This is a genomic window from Klebsiella sp. GB_Kp056 (assembly GCF_040064755.1).
GTDB classification, from domain to species: domain Bacteria; phylum Pseudomonadota; class Gammaproteobacteria; order Enterobacterales; family Enterobacteriaceae; genus Klebsiella; species Klebsiella quasipneumoniae.
The window spans coordinates 1-15,056 of the sequence record NZ_JBEAJA010000073.1 but is presented as its reverse complement, the minus strand read 5'-3'; the positions used below and the strand labels follow the sequence as shown (position 1 = coordinate 15,056).

The following is a 15,056-nucleotide window of genomic DNA, read 5'->3' as shown; positions in this document are numbered from 1 at the left end:
ATGCAAAAACACTGTGATAACGTCATCCTGGAGCTCACCGTCCGCAACCACCCCGGCGTCATGACCCACGTCTGCGGGCTTTTTGCCCGCCGCGCGTTTAACGTCGAAGGTATTCTCTGTCTACCGATTCAGGGCAGCGAACACAGCCGCATCTGGCTGCTGGTGAACGACGATCAGCGTCTCGGGCAGATGATTAGCCAGATTGAAAAGCTGGAAGATGTCACCAAAGTGGCGCGTAACCAGTCCGATCCCACCATGTTTAACAAAATTGCGGTGTTCTTCGAGTAAATCGCGCAAGGCTTGAACGGTAAGGTGCTTATGGTTAAGGTAAGCGCCTTTACCGGATGGCGCTGCGCTAATCCGGCCTGCAGGGAGTGAATCCGTAGGCCGGATAAGGCGTTTACGCCGCCATCCGGCGCTTTCAGGCACCAGGAAACACCATGACCACCATCGCCCTTATTGACGATCATTTGATTGTCCGCTCCGGCTTTGCTCAGCTGCTGGGGCTGGAAACTGATTTTCAGGTTGTCGCCGAATTTGGCAGCGGCCGCGAGGCGCTGGCGGGGTTGCCGGGGCGCGGCGTTCAGATCTGTATCTGCGATATCTCGATGCCGGATATTTCCGGGCTGGAGCTGCTCAGCCAGCTGCCGAAGGGGATGGCGACCATTATGCTGTCGGTGCACGACAGCCCGGCGCTGGTCGAGCAGGCGCTCAACGCCGGCGCGCGTGGCTTTCTGTCGAAACGCTGCAGCCCGGACGAACTTATCGCCGCGGTGCGCACGGTGGCGGCGGGCGGCTGCTATCTCACGCCGGATATCGCCATGAAGCTGGCCGCCGGGCGCCAGGATCCGCTCACCAAACGCGAACGTCAGGTGGCGGAAAAGCTGGCGCAGGGCATGGCGGTAAAAGAGATCGCCGCTGAGCTCGGGCTGTCGCCGAAAACCGTCCACGTTCACCGCGCCAACCTGCTGGAAAAGCTGGGCGTCAGCAATGACGTCGAGCTGGCGCGCCGCATGTTTGACAGCTGGCAATGAAGACCTTACTCCCGCGCCTGCTGTCGGTGATCGGCTGCGCCTTTATCTTCGCCGCCGCCTGGTTTTGTCTGTGGAGCATCAGCCTGCATCTGGTGGAGCGCGCCGATCTGGCGGTGCTGCTGTTCCCCTTCGGCCTGCGGCTGGGGCTGATGCTCCAGTGCCCGCGCGGCTACTGGCCGGTGCTGCTGGGAAGCGAGTGGCTGCTGATCTTCTGGCTGACGCAGGAAGTGGCGCTGGCGCATCCGATAATATTGATGACCGGAAGCCTGCTGACCCTCCTGCCGGTGGCGCTGATCTCGCGATATCGCCAGCAGCGCGACTGGCTGACGCTTCTGCGTCAGGGCGGGGCGTTAATGGCCGCCGCGCTGCTGCAATCGCTGCCCTGGCTGGCGGAGGGGGACGAGGGGCTTAACGCCCTGCTGTTGACGCTCACCGGCGGCCTGACCCTGGCGCCGACCTGTCTGGTGTTCTGGCACTACCTCACCAGCACCGTCTGGCGGCCGCTGGGGCCGTCGCTGGTGGCGCAGCCGGTAAACTGGCGCGGGCGGCATCTGATCTGGTATCTGCTGTTATTCACCATAAGCCTGTGGCTGCAGCTTGGGCTGCCCGCCGAGCTCTCCCGCTTTACCCCGTTTTGCCTCGCGCTGCCGATTATCGCTCTGGCCTGGCACTACGGCTGGCAGGGAGCGCTGATCGCTACGCTGATGAACGCGATCGCCCTGATTGCCAGCCAGACCTGGCACGATCACCCCGTCGATCTCCTGCTTTCGCTGCTGGCGCAGAGCCTCACCGGGCTGCTGCTGGGGGCGGGGATCCAGCGATTGCGCGAGCTGAACCAGTCGCTACAGAGCGAGCTGGCGCGCAATCGGCGGCTGGCGGATCGTCTGCTGGAGACTGAAGAGAGCGTGCGCCGCGACGTTGCCCGCGAGCTCCACGATGATATCGGGCAGACCATCACGGCAATACGCACCCAGGCGGGGATCGTCCAGCGGCTGGCGCCGGACAACGCCAGCGTTCGCCAGAGCGGCCAACTGATTGAACACCTGTCGCTGGGGGTGTATGACTCGGTGCGTCGCCTGCTGGGCCGTCTTCGTCCGCGCCAGCTTGACGACCTGCCGCTGGAGCAGGCGGTACGTTCTCTGATGCGCGAAATGGAGCTGGAGGACCGCGGCATCGTCAGCCATCTCGACTGGCGGATTAACGAGGCGGGGCTGAGCGAAAACCAGCGCGTGACCCTGTTCCGCGTCTGCCAGGAGGGACTGAACAATATCGTCAAGCATGCCAGCGCCAGCGCCGTGACCCTGCAGGGCTGGCAGCAGGAGGAGCGACTGATGCTGGTGCTGGAAGATGACGGCTGCGGCCTGCCGCCGGGCTCCAGCGCGCAGGGGTTCGGTCTGACCGGCATGCGCGAGCGCGTGACCGCCCTGGGGGGCACGCTGACGATCTCCTGCACCCACGGTACCCGGGTGTGCGTCAATCTACCGCTGCGTTACGCCTGAGAGGATCGCCGATGTTCGCCTTTTTAAAAGCCCCGCCGGACGCCGCGCCGATTAGCGATAAACGCGAGCTTGATGCGCGTTATCGCTACTGGCGTCGCCATATCCTGTTGACCATCTGGCTGGGCTACGCGCTGTTCTATTTCACCCGCAAAAGCTTTAACGCCGCGGTTCCTGATATTCTCGCCAGCAACGTGCTGACCCGCAGCGATATCGGTCTGCTGGCCACGCTGTTCTACATCACCTACGGACTGTCGAAATTTTTCTCCGGTATCGTCAGCGACCGCTCCGACGCCCGCTATTTTATGGGGCTGGGGCTTATCGCCACCGGGGTGGTGAATATTCTGTTCGGTTTTTCTTCCTCACTGTGGGCCTTCGCCCTGCTGTGGGCACTGAACGCCTTCTTTCAGGGGTGGGGCTCGCCGGTCTGCGCCCGGCTGCTGACGGCCTGGTATTCACGCACCGAGCGCGGCGGCTGGTGGGCGCTGTGGAATACGGCGCATAACGTTGGCGGCGCGCTGATCCCGATGGTAGTGGGGGCGGCGGCGCTACATTACGGCTGGCGCGCGGGGATGATTATCGCCGGGGGCCTGGCGATCCTCGCCGGATTATACCTGTGCTGGCGGCTGCGGGATCGTCCGCAGGCGGTGGGGCTGCCCGCCGTCGGCGACTGGCGTCACGATGCGCTGGAGATTGCCCAGCAGCAGGAGGGCGCCGGACTGACGCGTAAAGAAATCCTCACCCGCTACGTGCTGGCCAACCCCTATATCTGGCTGCTGTCGCTGTGCTATGTGCTGGTGTACGTGGTGCGGGCGGCGATTAACGACTGGGGCAATCTGTATATGTCGGAGACGCTTGGCGTCGATCTGGTGACCGCTAACTCGGCGGTGACCATGTTCGAGCTGGGCGGATTTATCGGCGCGCTGGTGGCGGGGTGGGGCGCGGATAAGCTGTTTAACGGCAATCGCGGGCCGATGAACCTGATCTTCGCCGCCGGAATTTTGCTGTCGGTTGGCGGCCTGTGGCTGATGCCGTTCGCCAGCTACGTGATGCAGGCGGCCTGCTTCTTCACCACCGGTTTCTTCGTCTTCGGCCCGCAGATGCTGATCGGCATGGCGGCGGCGGAGTGTTCGCATAAAGAGGCCGCCGGGGCGGCCACCGGGTTTGTCGGCTTGTTCGCGTATCTTGGCGCGTCGCTTTCCGGCTGGCCGCTGGCGCAGGTAATGGATATCTGGCACTGGACCGGATTCTTCGTGGCGATCGCGATTGCCGCCGGCATTTCCGCGCTGCTGCTGCTGCCGTTCTTAAACGCCCAGGCGCCGCGCGCCGCCAGTGAAGCGTGATGCATCTCACTCTTTCGCCGCGAATGGGGCAAAACTAGGAAATTTTCCCGGTTTCACCTGGACGCCGTCTCAGGCCAGACGGCGCGCTGATTTTTACAATGCCTGGCTATGACGCAGGCATAAAAAATCAGCTCAGGAGATACCCATGCTGGCCTTTCTGAATCAGGTTCGTAAGCCGACCCTGGATCTGCCGCTCGACGTGCGGCGCAAAATGTGGTTCAAACCTTTCATGCAGTCCTATCTGGTGGTCTTCATCGGCTACCTGACCATGTATCTGATCCGCAAGAACTTTAATATTGCGCAGAACGACATGATCTCCACTTACGGGTTGAGCATGACGCAGCTGGGGATGATTGGCCTGGGCTTCTCCATTACCTACGGCGTAGGGAAAACCCTGGTTTCCTACTATGCCGATGGCAAAAACACCAAGCAGTTCCTGCCGTTTATGCTGATCCTCTCCGCCATCTGCATGCTGGGCTTTAGCGCCAGCATGGGCGCGGGTTCCACCAGTCTGTTCCTGATGATCGCCTTCTATGCGCTGAGCGGCTTTTTCCAGAGCACCGGCGGCTCGTGCAGTTATTCCACCATCACCAAGTGGACGCCTCGCCGTAAGCGCGGCACCTTCCTCGGCTTCTGGAATATCTCTCACAACCTCGGCGGCGCCGGCGCGGCGGGCGTGGCGCTGTTTGGCGCCAACTATCTGTTCGACGGCCACGTGATCGGCATGTTTATCTTCCCGTCGATTATTGCGTTAATCGTCGGCTTTATTGGCCTGCGCTATGGTAGCGACTCCCCGGAATCCTATGGCCTCGGCACGGCGGAAGAGCTGTTTGGCGAAGCGATCAGCGAAGAGGATAAAGAGACCGAAGAAAACGCGATGACCAAGTGGCAGATCTTTGTTGAGTACGTGCTGAAAAACAAAGTGATCTGGCTGCTGTGCTTCTCCAACATCTTCCTCTACGTGGTGCGTATTGGTATCGATCAGTGGTCCACCGTGTATGCCTTCCAGGAGCTGAAGCTGTCTAAAGAGGTGGCGATTCAGGGCTTTACCCTGTTTGAAGTCGGTGCCCTGGTTGGCACGCTGCTGTGGGGCTGGCTGTCGGACCTGGCCAACGGCCGCCGCGCGCTGGTGGCCTGCATCGCGCTGGCGCTGATTATCGCCACCCTCGGCGTTTATCAACATGCCAGCAACCAGTACGTCTACCTGGCCTCGCTGTTTGCGCTGGGCTTCCTGGTGTTTGGTCCACAGCTGCTGATCGGCGTCGCCGCCGTCGGTTTCGTACCGAAAAAAGCGATCGGCGCCGCCGATGGGATCAAGGGCACTTTCGCCTATCTGATCGGCGATAGCTTCGCCAAGCTGGGCCTCGGGATGATCGCCGACGGCACGCCGGTCTTCGGTCTCACCGGCTGGGCCGGCACCTTTGCGGCGCTGGACGCCGCCGCCATCGGCTGTATCTGCCTGATGGCCATCGTGGCTATCTTCGAAGAGCGTAAAATTCGCCGCGAGAAAAAGAATCGCATTTTGCAGACCGCCTGATTCACCAGGTATTGGGTAACCTTGCCCGGCCTTCGCGCCGGGCTTTTTTATTTCTTGCGCATTATGCCAGGTCCGGCAGTCGACAGCAGGCAAATTCCCATTATGATAGTCAGGCCGCGATTGGATGAGAGGATGCATGATCTGGATAGGACTGGCCACCCTGGTAGTGGTGTTTGTTGTGGGATTTCGGGTGCTTACCTCTGATTCACGCCGCGCGATCCGCCGCCTGAGCGAACGCCTTGGCATTACGCCCGTCCCGCTGGAATCGATGATCGATCAGCTGGGTAAAACCGCCGGCAATGAGTATTTGCGTTACCTGGAACGACCGAATGAAGCGCATCTGCAGAATGCCGCCCAGGTGCTGCTGATCTGGCAGGTTGCGATTGTCGACGCCAGCGAAAAAAACCTGCATTACTGGTATCGCCTGATGCAAAAAGCGCGTTTAGCGGCGCCGATCACCGACGCGCAAATCCGCCTTGCGCAAGGGTTTCTGCGCGAGCTGGATCCGGATGTGAGCGATTTGCATAACCTTCAGCAGCGCTATAACGACCTGTTTCTCCCGGAAGACGGCGTGCACTGGTTGCACTGATATCATTGTTATCCGGCCTGTGGTTCAAAACCATATCTCCCTTACGTTCCTTGTAGGCCGGATAAGCGTAAGCGCCATCCGGCAGAATAACTACAGTAGGATTTTCAGGCCGTGTTTTTGTACGACGCTAAGCAATTTTAATGACATTCCGCTCGGTCGTTTAGCGCCAGTCTCCCATTTTTGCACGGTAGACACACTGGTATTCAGATAACGAGCGAACACGGGTTGGCTAACATTGAGTTGTTCACGTAGCGCTTTAATTTCAATGGGTTGAAGTGCGGCTACGCTACCGAGACATGATTCATCAAAATGGCGCATTGTTTCCTGTGGGATTGCGCCAACGCTGAATAGCCCCGACGCAGCGCTATGGATCGCTTCGAAAGCCGGGCTTTTGTATTTATTTTTTGCTGTCATCGCAAATCTCCACCAATTCTTTACTTTTAACTAAGGCCGTCGTTTTCTCTTCAGAGAGATTGGCATAGTGTTTTGCTAACTCACGAAACCCCATTAATTCGCGATGGTTGATATTGGCCATATCCTGTTTGGCATATAGAAAGGTATAAAACCAATACCCTGCGCTTTTGGTAAGGATGATTGCGCGATCGCGATTCTTGTTGAGTCGCTTTTTATAAACACCTCCTCCTAAATCAACCACTTTGCCCTGAAGCGCAGAATGAATTGCCTGATAGAGCTCGTCGTCGGAAATGCCATGAGAGCTAGCCTCTCTGGCGAACCATTTGGTTTTAAAGATACGCATTGCTGACATCCTGTCGTTAAAAGTATAGCACATAGTGCTACATTAAATTCTCCTGAGATTTGTTAAAGCGATAGCAAGCATCGTTTTTTTAAACATGCGAGCAGCTACGCATCCTCTTATGAAAAGCGAGAAGAGTTGCGAAAACGTTAAATGCGTCACAAACAAAATGTTACACTGCGCAGCTTTCCGCCACTTTCTTCGCAGGTCACTCATGAGTCATTCAAATGAAGCCAAAACCCACGCACGCGAGCTCGCGCGACCAAACTGGTCGGCAGTTTTCGCGGTTGCTTTCTGCGTCGCCTGCCTGATTACCGTCGAATTTCTACCGGTCAGTCTGCTGACGCCGATGGCGCTGGATTTAGGCATCTCCGAAGGGATGGCCGGGCAGTCGGTGACGACGACGGCGTTCGTCGCGATGTTTTCCAGCCTGTTTATCACCTCCGTCATTGGCAAAACCGATCGCCGCTACGTGGTGATCCTCTTTTCGCTGCTGCTGACCCTTTCCTGCCTGTTGGTGTCCTTTGCCGATAGCTTCACCCTGCTGCTGCTGGGACGCGCCTGTCTGGGGCTGGCGCTCGGCGGTTTCTGGGCGATGTCAGCCTCGCTGACCATGCGTCTGGTGCCGATGCGCGTGGTGCCGAAAGCGCTGTCGATTATCTTCGGCGCGGTATCCATCGCGCTGGTGATCGCCGCCCCGTTGGGCAGTTTTCTTGGCGGGCTTATCGGCTGGCGCAACGTGTTTAACGGCGCGGCGGTGATGGGCGTGCTGTGTACGATCTGGGTGTTGAAAGCGCTGCCGTCGCTGCCGGGTGAATCGGCGGCTCAGCAGCAAAAAATGTTTGGCCTGCTGAAGCGGCCGGGGGTGATGGCCGGCATGTGCGCCATTTTCATGGCTTTTGCCGGACAGTTCGCCTTCTTTACCTATATTCGCCCGGTGTACATGACCCTCGCCGGGTTTGATGTCGATGGCCTGACGCTGGTGCTGCTGAGCTTTGGTATCGCCAGCTTCATCGGCACGTCGCTCTCCTCGGTGCTGCTCAAGCGCTCGGTGAAAGCGGCGCTGGCGATTGCGCCGCTGGTGCTGACCGCCTGCGCGGCGGCGCTGGTGCTGTGGGGGGAAAGCAAAATCGTCGCCTCGACGGTGGCGATCATCTGGGGCTTCGCGTTCGCCTTGATCCCGGTGGGGTGGTCAACGTGGATCACCCGTTCCCTCTCCGATCAGGCGGAAAAAGCCGGGTCGATTCAGGTGGCGGTGATCCAGCTGGCCAACACCTGCGGCGCCGCGGTCGGCGGCATTGCGCTTGACCATTTAGGCCTGCTGTCGCCGCTGGTGTTGTCAGGGGTATTGATGCTGTTTACCGGCCTGCTGGTGGCGGCCAAAGTGAAGATGAATTCACCCGCTTAAGGCCGCTCGCCTTTTGCCAGCCGGGCGTTGATATCCGCAATCACCCCCGGCAGGTCCGACAGGGTATCAACCACATAATGCGCCCCGGCGGCATACAGCTTGCCTGCCGCCCGCTCGCGACGGGTGGCGATTTCCTCTTTCGACATCGCCTGATACGCCTCCCAGGTGGCGCCAAATTCATTTCCCGACACCGCCAGGCCGACGCTCCACATCCCGGCATGTAACCCTTCGCTGATGCCCGGCGCGGCGTCGTCGACCTTCACGCAGTGGGCCACATCGTCTATGCCCAGGGCAATCACGTTCTGCAGCGCCATCCACGGCCCGGGACGCCCGCCGGCGGCAAGGTCATCGGTGGCGACCCAGTGGTCCGGGGCATAGCCCTGGGCGGCGGCGGCTGGAACCAGTTTTTCCATCACCGGGCGCGGATAGCCCGAGCAGGAGCCGATCTTCAGTCCGTCGGCGCGCAGCGCGGCGAGGGTGTCGACCACGCCGGCGATCGGAGCGGAAAAATCGACAACCTTAGCGATTTGCAGCGGCATAAACGCGGCGTAGATCGCATCGATATCAGCGGCCGTCATCGCCCGACCAAATTTCGCCTGCCAGCGGCTGTCGACCGACGGCAGTTTGCCCAGCGCCTCAATGTGCTGCCATTTGCCAAGCCCCATCGGCACGCGGGCCTCTTCAAGGGTGATCTCAATATCGAAGGCCTGGCGGAAGGCCTCGACGAAAATTTGCGTCGGCGCGAAGGAGCCGAAGTCCACGGTGGTGCCGGCCCAGTCGAGAATGAGTGCGGTGATACGGTTCATGGCGGTTCCTTATTGTTTCCAGTACATGGCGTTGTCGATGGCCGCCAGCAGGGCGGTGATGTCGGCGTCGTAGACTTCGCCGATGTTGCCGATGCGGAAGCAATCGCTTTGCGACACTTTGCCCGGATAGATCACGAAGCCCTGATCTTTCAGCTTCTGGTAGAAGGTGTGAAAGCGATACTGCGGCGCATCCGGTGAATAAAAGGCGGTAATGATCGGCGAGTGCAGGCTGTCGTCGAGCAGCGGCCGGAAGCCGAGCGCGCGCATTCCGGCTACCAGTCGGCGCTGATTGCGGGTATAGCGCTGATGGCGGGCGCTGACGCCGCCCTCCTGGGCCAGCTCTTTCAGCGCCTGGGCGAAGGCCAGCACGGTATGGGTCGGCGAGGTGAAGCGCCACTTGCCGTGGTTATCCTCCATACAGCGCCACTGGGCGTAAAGATCCAGCGACAGCGAGCGCGAGCAGCCTTTGCAGGCGGCCAGCTCCGATTCGCGGGCGATGACGAAGGCGAAGCCCGGCACGCCCTGAATGCACTTGTTGGCAGAGCTTATCAGGTAGTCAATATTCAGCGCGGCGATATCCAGCGGAATGCCGCCGAAGCTGCTCATCGCATCGACGATATAGCGTTTGCCATACTCTTTCGCCAGCGCGGCCACCTCTTCAATCGGGTTGAGCATGCCGGTGGTGGTTTCGCTATGCACCATCGCGATATGGGTGATCGCCGGGTCATCCCGCAGGATCCGCGCGATCGCCGCGGCGTCCGGGCGGGCGACTTCGCCGCAGTCGTAAGGGTGGAAGGCGATACCCATCCGCTGAGCCATCTCAATCATACGCGCGCCATAGGCGCCATTGCTGACGATCAGCACTTTGCCCTGTTCGCCGATGACGCTGCCGAGCACCGCTTCGACCGCGTAGCTGCCGCTGCCCTGCAGCAGCACCGCCGTATACCCAGCGGCCGGGGTGGCCAGCTGCACCAGCTGCTGACGAATGGTCTGTACCACGCCGAGATTGTAATCATCATCCCAGGTGCAGCTATCGAATAACATCGCCTCTTTCACTGTGCGGGAGGTGGTTAGCGGGCCGGGGGTCAGCAGCAGGTAGTTTCGTGAAGTCATTTGTCTCACCATTGGTCTATACCAGATTGGTATTTATCATGGAGACAAAGCCGGGGCAGGGTCAAAGGAAATGTGGCGCTGCAACAAAAAATTCATCTGGCTATGTATAATGAGCGCACCAAAAGTGGCAGCGAGTAAACATGAAATCACCCTCTGGCGAGATGCCGCAATACCTGATGATTAAGGCGCAGCTGCAGGCGCGTATTCAAAACGGCGCCCTCAAAAGCGGCGATAAATTGCCTTCCGAGCGCGAGCTGTGCGCGTTGTTCAACACGACCCGTATCACCGTGCGCGAGAGCCTGGCGCAGCTGGAGGCCAGCGGCGTGATCTACCGCGCCGACCGCCGCGGCTGGTTTGTGACGCCGGAGCGGCTGTGGCTGGATCCGACGCAGAACACCAACTTCCACAAGCTGTGTCTCGAGCAGGGACGTGAGCCGAAAACGGTGCTGCTTGATGGCCGGTTATCCGCCGTGCCGCTGGATGTGATGGCGCCGCTGGCGCTGCAGCCCTTCGATCAGGTCTACCTGCTGACCCGCCTGCGCTATGCCGACGGGCGTCCGGTGTGCTATTGCGAAAACCACTGCCTGCCGGCCCGGGTGCCGGAGCTGCTGCGCCACGATCTCAACGGCAGTCTGACCGAGATTTATCAGAGCCAGTACGACCTGATCTATACCAGTATGCATTTGTCGTTTTATCCCACCTCCATGCCGCCGCAGGCCGCAGCGGCGTTGGGGGTGATGGAGGGGCGCCCGGCGCTGCTGCTGCGCAGGCTGAATTACGATCAGCACGGGCGTATTCTTGATTACGATATCGAATACTGGCGGCATGACAGCCTACGGATCGAAGTCGATACCCATTGATTTTATTGCATTAATCCTTCCCGTGTCCCCGGTGGCGTCAGCGTTAACCGGGGCTATGCCTCCCCTCGTTTTAATTCTTTCGACACACTTCTTTCATCGTTTTGTCATAAACCCCCGGTAGCGTGAAGGCAAATCTGGTCTACACCAGAATAACCAACTGCGATGAGGCTAACACGATGAAACTCTCCCGACTTGCCCTGCTGTCCCTGTTCGCGCTGACCAGCTCCCCGGTTTGGGCGGACGGCGTCGTCACGGTTTACTCCGCCGACGGCCTGCATGACGGCGATAACAGCTGGTATCAGAGCCAGTTCGACGCCTTCACCAAAGCGACGGGCATCAAAGTGCAGTATGTGGAAGGCGGCTCCGGCGCGATTGTCGAGCGTCTGGCGAAGGAGCGCACCAATCCGCAGGCCGACGTACTGGTCACGGTGCCGCCGTTTATCCAGCGCGCCGCGAAAGAGCAGCTGCTGGCCACCTTTACTCCACAGGGCAGCGCGCAGATCCCTGGCGCCAACGACCGCTATTCGCCGCTGGTGAACAACTATCTGACCTTCATCTATAACGGTCAGTTGCTGAAAACCGCGCCGGCCAGCTGGCAGGTTCTGCTGGATAGCCGCTTTAAGAATAAGCTCCAGTACTCCACGCCGGGCCAGGCGGGGGACGGCACCGCGGTGATGCTGCAGGCCTTCCACAGCCTTGGCGGTAAAGACGCTGGCTTTGCCTATCTTGGCAAGCTCCAGGCCAATAACGTCGGCCCATCGGCCTCCACCGGCAAGCTGACGGCGCTGGTCAACAAAGGCGAGCTGTACGTCGCCAACGGCGATCTGCAGATGAACCTGTCGCAGATGGCGCGTAACCCGAACGTTAAAATTTTCTGGCCGGCGGATGATAACGGCGAGCGCAGCGCGCTGGTGCTGCCCTACACCATCGGGCTGGTGCAGAACGGGCCGAACAGCGAAAACGGCAAAAAGCTGATTAATTTCCTGCTGGATAAACCGGCGCAATCCAGCGTCAGCGCGCGCTCCTGGGGCTTACCGGTACGCAACGACGTGGCGCCGGATGACGCTAACTTTAAGGCGGCGCAGGCGGTGCTCGACGGCGTGAAGCGCTGGGAACCTAACTGGGACGACGTTGCGCTTTCTCTCTCGGCGGATATCGCCCGCTGGCATAAAGTGACCGATAGCGAGTAAGCCTGATGTTAATGAAAACGACCGTCACGCCTTCCCCGTCGCTGGCGGGGACTTCCGGGATCACCCTGGACTCGCTGCGCGTTTCCTACCACGGCAACGTGGTCTTAAAACCGCTGTCATTGACCATTGAACCCGGTGAGGTGCTGGCGCTGATTGGCCCTTCCGGTTCCGGGAAAACCACCGTGCTGCGGGCGATTGCCGGATTTGTGCAACCGGCTGGCGGGCGGATCCTGATCGGCGACACGGACGTCACCCGCCTGCCGCCTTACCAGCGCGGGCTGGCGATGGTGGTGCAGAACTACGCGCTGTTTCCCCATATGAAGGTGGAAGACAACGTCGCCTTCGGCCTGCGGGCGCAAAAGCAGCCCAGGGCGCTGATCGCCGGGCGGGTGACTGAAGCCTTAAAAATCGTTGGTATGGCGGACTACGCCACCCGCTATCCGCATCAGCTTTCCGGCGGCCAGCAGCAGCGCGTCGCGATAGCCCGCGCCATTGCCGTGCGTCCTCGGGTGTTGTTGCTTGATGAACCGCTGTCGGCGCTGGATGCGCAAATTCGTCATAACATGGTGGAAGAGATTGCCCGTCTGCACCGCGAACTGCCGGAGCTGACCATCCTCTACGTCACCCACGATCAGACCGAAGCGCTCACTCTGGCGGATAAAATCGGCATTATGAAAGACGGGTCGCTGATCGCCCATGGCGAAACGCACGAGCTGTACCACTATCCGCCAAACCGCTTTAGCGCCGAATTCCTCGGCCGCGCCAATATCCTGCAGGCGACGGCGTTGACCGATAGTCTTCAGCCGGGTCTGGTTAACGTGAGCTGCGGCGGCGGCCTGGTTAACGCCTTCAGCCGGGGCGGGCTGCATGGCAACAACAAGCTGTTATGCATTCGCCCGCAGCATATGAGCCTGGCGCCGCGATCGGCAACCAGTAATCGCCTCAACGCCACCCTGACTTCGGTACACTGGCAGGGCGATCTGACGCATCTGCTGTGCGACGTCGCGGGCGAAGCGGTGCGGATCGTCATGACTCACGTCAACCCCCTGCCGCGCGCGGGCGACAAGCTGGCGCTCTACTTCGAACCTGGCGATGCGGTTCTGATCGAGGAGCAATGATGTCGCAAACCTTAATCCTTACGCGCTCGGCGCGAAACCTGCGCCCTTACCTGTGGCTGGCGTTGCCGCTATTGGTGCTGGCGACGCTGTTTTTCTATCCGCTGTTGCTGATCGCCGAACAGGCACTGCGCGACGCCAGCGGCAACCTGAGCCTCGAAACCTTCTGGCAGGTGATTGACTCAAAACGCTTTATTGGCGCGCTGCTCAATACCTTACAGATTGCGGTGTTCGCTACCCTTGGCTGCCTGGTGCTCGGCAGCGTTTTGGCGCTGATTCTGGTTTTTATTCCGTTCCCCGGCAGCCAGCTGATTTGCCGGGTGATCGATACTTTTATTGCGCTGCCGACCTTCCTTATCACTCTCGCGTTCACCTTTATTTACGGATCGGCGGGGCTGCTCAACGGCGCCCTGATGGCGCTGTTCGCCTTTGAACTGCCGCCGGTGGACTTCCTCTATTCGATTAACGGCGTGATCCTGGCGGAGATCACCGTCTTTACGCCGCTGGTGATGCGCCCGTTGATGGCCGGACTGCGGCAGATCGATAAGAGTCAGCTGGAAGCGGCGAGTATTCTTGGCGCTCACCCGCTGCGGGTGATGACCCAGGTTATCTTCCCGGCGGCGCTGCCGGCGCTGATGGCGGGGGGCAGCCTGTGCCTGCTGTTGACCACTAACGAGTTCGGTATCGTGCTGTTTATCGGCGCCAAAGGGGTCAATACCCTGCCGATGATGGTCTACAGCAAGGCGATTCTGGAGTCGGATTACAGCGTGGCCTGCATGATCGCGCTGATGAATATTATGCTGTCGCTGGGGCTGTTTATGCTCTATCGGCTGGCGGCGGCGCGCACTGGCGTAAGGAGTTAACGATGTTGATTTGGTCGCGTAAAGGCCGCGCGGCGGCGGGCGCGCTGGCGGTGACGCTCTTTGCCGGCATCTTCCTGCTGCCGCTGGCGGTGATTTTGCTCTCCAGCCTGAGCCAGCAGTGGAACGGCCTGCTGCCCACCGGCTTTACCTTTGCCCACTTTGTTAACGCTTTTCGCGGCGCGGCGTGGGATTCGCTGTTTTCCAGCCTGATGGTGGGCTTCTGCGCCAGCCTGCTGGCGCTGTTGTGCGGGATGTGGGCGGCGCTGGCGCTGCGCCAGACGGGCGCGAAGCTGCAGAAATATCTTGGGTTGATGTTTTATCTGCCCAGCGCCATCCCCTCGGTTTCCGTGGGACTGGGCATTCTGGTGGCCTTCAGCCAGGGGCCGCTGCAGATGAATGGCACCTTCTTTATCGTCCTGGCGGCGCATTTCGTGCTGATCTCGGCCTTTACCTTCAGCAACGTGACCACCGGGCTGGCGCGAATTTCCGCTGATATTGAAAACGTCGCCTCCAGCCTGGGCGCTTCCCCGTGGTACCGCCTGCGCCATGTGACGCTGCCGCTGATGACGCCATGGATGATCTCGGCGCTGGCGCTGAGTTTATCGCTGTCGATGGGGGAGTTGGGAGCGACGGTGATGATCTATCCGCCGGGCTGGACCACCCTGCCGGTGACCATTTTCAGCCTGACCGATCGCGGTAATATCGCCGATGGCTCGGCGCTGACCATCGTGCTGGTGGGCGTCACGCTGCTGTTGATGATGAAGCTGGAGCGCATCGCCCGTCGTTTGTGTCAGAGATAAAGAGTGGATGTCGTCATGCGGGGCTGGCGTCTGACCGCCCGGCGGCGCTGCGCTTGCGCGGGCCTACGGGGGGATCCCGCAGGCCTCCTCAGAAACGTAGGCCGGATAAGGCATTTATGCCGCCATCCGGCACAACCGCAGGTATGGA

Annotated in this window: 16 protein-coding genes; 12 read left to right on the top strand and 4 right to left on the bottom strand. The window is 60.1% G+C overall.

The annotated features are described in order from the left end of the window. From ilvN to ABLV52_RS25165, 6 genes are all read left to right on the top strand, one after another. Complete coding sequence (ilvN, locus tag ABLV52_RS25190; RefSeq protein ID WP_017899675.1) at positions 1–288, top strand: acetolactate synthase small subunit; 288 nt, start codon at positions 1–3, stop codon at positions 286–288. Positions 289–440: 152 nt separating this feature from the next. Beyond that, the gene (uhpA, locus tag ABLV52_RS25185; protein ID WP_049013464.1) at positions 441–1,034 is read left to right on the top strand and encodes a transcriptional regulator UhpA; all 594 of its coding nucleotides are present in this window, start codon (positions 441–443) and stop codon (positions 1,032–1,034) included. Positions 1,035–1,051: 17 nt separating this feature from the next. Beyond that, the gene (gene uhpB / locus ABLV52_RS25180) at positions 1,052–2,533 is read left to right on the top strand and encodes a signal transduction histidine-protein kinase/phosphatase UhpB (RefSeq protein WP_072199062.1); all 1,482 of its coding nucleotides are present in this window, start codon (positions 1,052–1,054) and stop codon (positions 2,531–2,533) included. A gap of 11 nt (positions 2,534–2,544) precedes the next feature. After that, positions 2,545–3,873: an MFS transporter gene (locus ABLV52_RS25175; RefSeq protein ID WP_348891054.1), complete on the top strand. Its 1,329-nt coding sequence runs from the start codon at positions 2,545–2,547 to the stop codon at positions 3,871–3,873. Positions 3,874–4,018: 145 nt separating this feature from the next. Further along, a complete protein-coding gene (gene uhpT, locus ABLV52_RS25170; protein ID WP_004202242.1) occupies positions 4,019–5,410 on the top strand; it encodes a hexose-6-phosphate:phosphate antiporter in 1,392 nt (463 codons plus the stop codon). Between the two features lie 136 nt (positions 5,411–5,546). Beyond that, positions 5,547–5,999 (top strand): DUF1198 family protein, encoded by a 453-nt coding sequence (locus ABLV52_RS25165; protein ID WP_004901545.1) that lies wholly within the window; start codon positions 5,547–5,549, stop codon positions 5,997–5,999. Between the two features lie 90 nt (positions 6,000–6,089). Here ABLV52_RS25165 and ABLV52_RS25160 read toward each other — a convergent pair whose 3' ends face one another. Further along, the gene (locus tag ABLV52_RS25160; RefSeq protein WP_004173862.1) at positions 6,090–6,413 is read right to left on the bottom strand and encodes a DNA-binding transcriptional regulator; all 324 of its coding nucleotides are present in this window, start codon (positions 6,411–6,413) and stop codon (positions 6,090–6,092) included. Then, on the bottom strand, positions 6,397–6,756 hold the full coding sequence (locus tag ABLV52_RS25155) for a type II toxin-antitoxin system RelE/ParE family toxin (protein WP_348891053.1): 360 nt from the start codon (positions 6,754–6,756) through the stop codon (positions 6,397–6,399). Before ABLV52_RS25155 ends, ABLV52_RS25160 begins: the two co-directional genes overlap by 17 nt. Before the next feature lie 211 nt (positions 6,757–6,967). On the opposite strand from ABLV52_RS25155, the gene nepI reads away from it, so the two are divergent. Further along, positions 6,968–8,161, top strand: a complete 1,194-nt coding sequence (gene nepI / locus ABLV52_RS25150; RefSeq protein ID WP_348891052.1) for a purine ribonucleoside efflux pump NepI — start codon at positions 6,968–6,970, stop codon at positions 8,159–8,161. On the opposite strand, the gene phnX is transcribed toward nepI, so the two are convergent. Then, positions 8,158–8,967: a phosphonoacetaldehyde hydrolase gene (gene phnX, locus ABLV52_RS25145; RefSeq protein ID WP_048335629.1), complete on the bottom strand. Its 810-nt coding sequence runs from the start codon at positions 8,965–8,967 to the stop codon at positions 8,158–8,160. The two genes, nepI and phnX, sit on opposite strands and share 4 nt — an antisense overlap. Before the next feature lie 9 nt (positions 8,968–8,976). After that, positions 8,977–10,080, bottom strand: a complete 1,104-nt coding sequence (phnW, locus tag ABLV52_RS25140; protein WP_348891051.1) for a 2-aminoethylphosphonate--pyruvate transaminase — start codon at positions 10,078–10,080, stop codon at positions 8,977–8,979. A 140-nt stretch (positions 10,081–10,220) separates the two neighbouring features. On the opposite strand from phnW, the gene phnR reads away from it, so the two are divergent. The 5 genes from phnR to phnV all read left to right on the top strand — a co-directional run bounded on the left by phnR (position 10,221) and on the right by phnV (position 14,908). Further along, positions 10,221–10,940 (top strand): phosphonate utilization transcriptional regulator PhnR, encoded by a 720-nt coding sequence (gene phnR / locus ABLV52_RS25135; RefSeq protein WP_023291430.1) that lies wholly within the window; start codon positions 10,221–10,223, stop codon positions 10,938–10,940. Between the two features lie 176 nt (positions 10,941–11,116). After that, positions 11,117–12,130, top strand: a complete 1,014-nt coding sequence (locus ABLV52_RS25130; protein ID WP_348891050.1) for a 2-aminoethylphosphonate ABC transporter substrate-binding protein — start codon at positions 11,117–11,119, stop codon at positions 12,128–12,130. Between the two features lie 5 nt (positions 12,131–12,135). Then, on the top strand, positions 12,136–13,248 hold the full coding sequence (phnT, locus tag ABLV52_RS25125; RefSeq protein WP_064158476.1) for a 2-aminoethylphosphonate ABC transport system ATP-binding subunit PhnT: 1,113 nt from the start codon (positions 12,136–12,138) through the stop codon (positions 13,246–13,248). After that, positions 13,248–14,108, top strand: coding sequence for a 2-aminoethylphosphonate ABC transporter permease subunit (gene phnU / locus ABLV52_RS25120; RefSeq protein ID WP_348891049.1), 861 nt, complete (start codon positions 13,248–13,250; stop codon positions 14,106–14,108). Before phnT ends, phnU begins: the two co-directional genes overlap by 1 nt. 2 nt (positions 14,109–14,110) lie before the next feature. Then, positions 14,111–14,908, top strand: coding sequence for a 2-aminoethylphosphonate ABC transport system, membrane component PhnV (phnV, locus tag ABLV52_RS25115; RefSeq protein WP_032454408.1), 798 nt, complete (start codon positions 14,111–14,113; stop codon positions 14,906–14,908). The last annotated feature ends 148 nt before the right edge of the window (positions 14,909–15,056 follow it).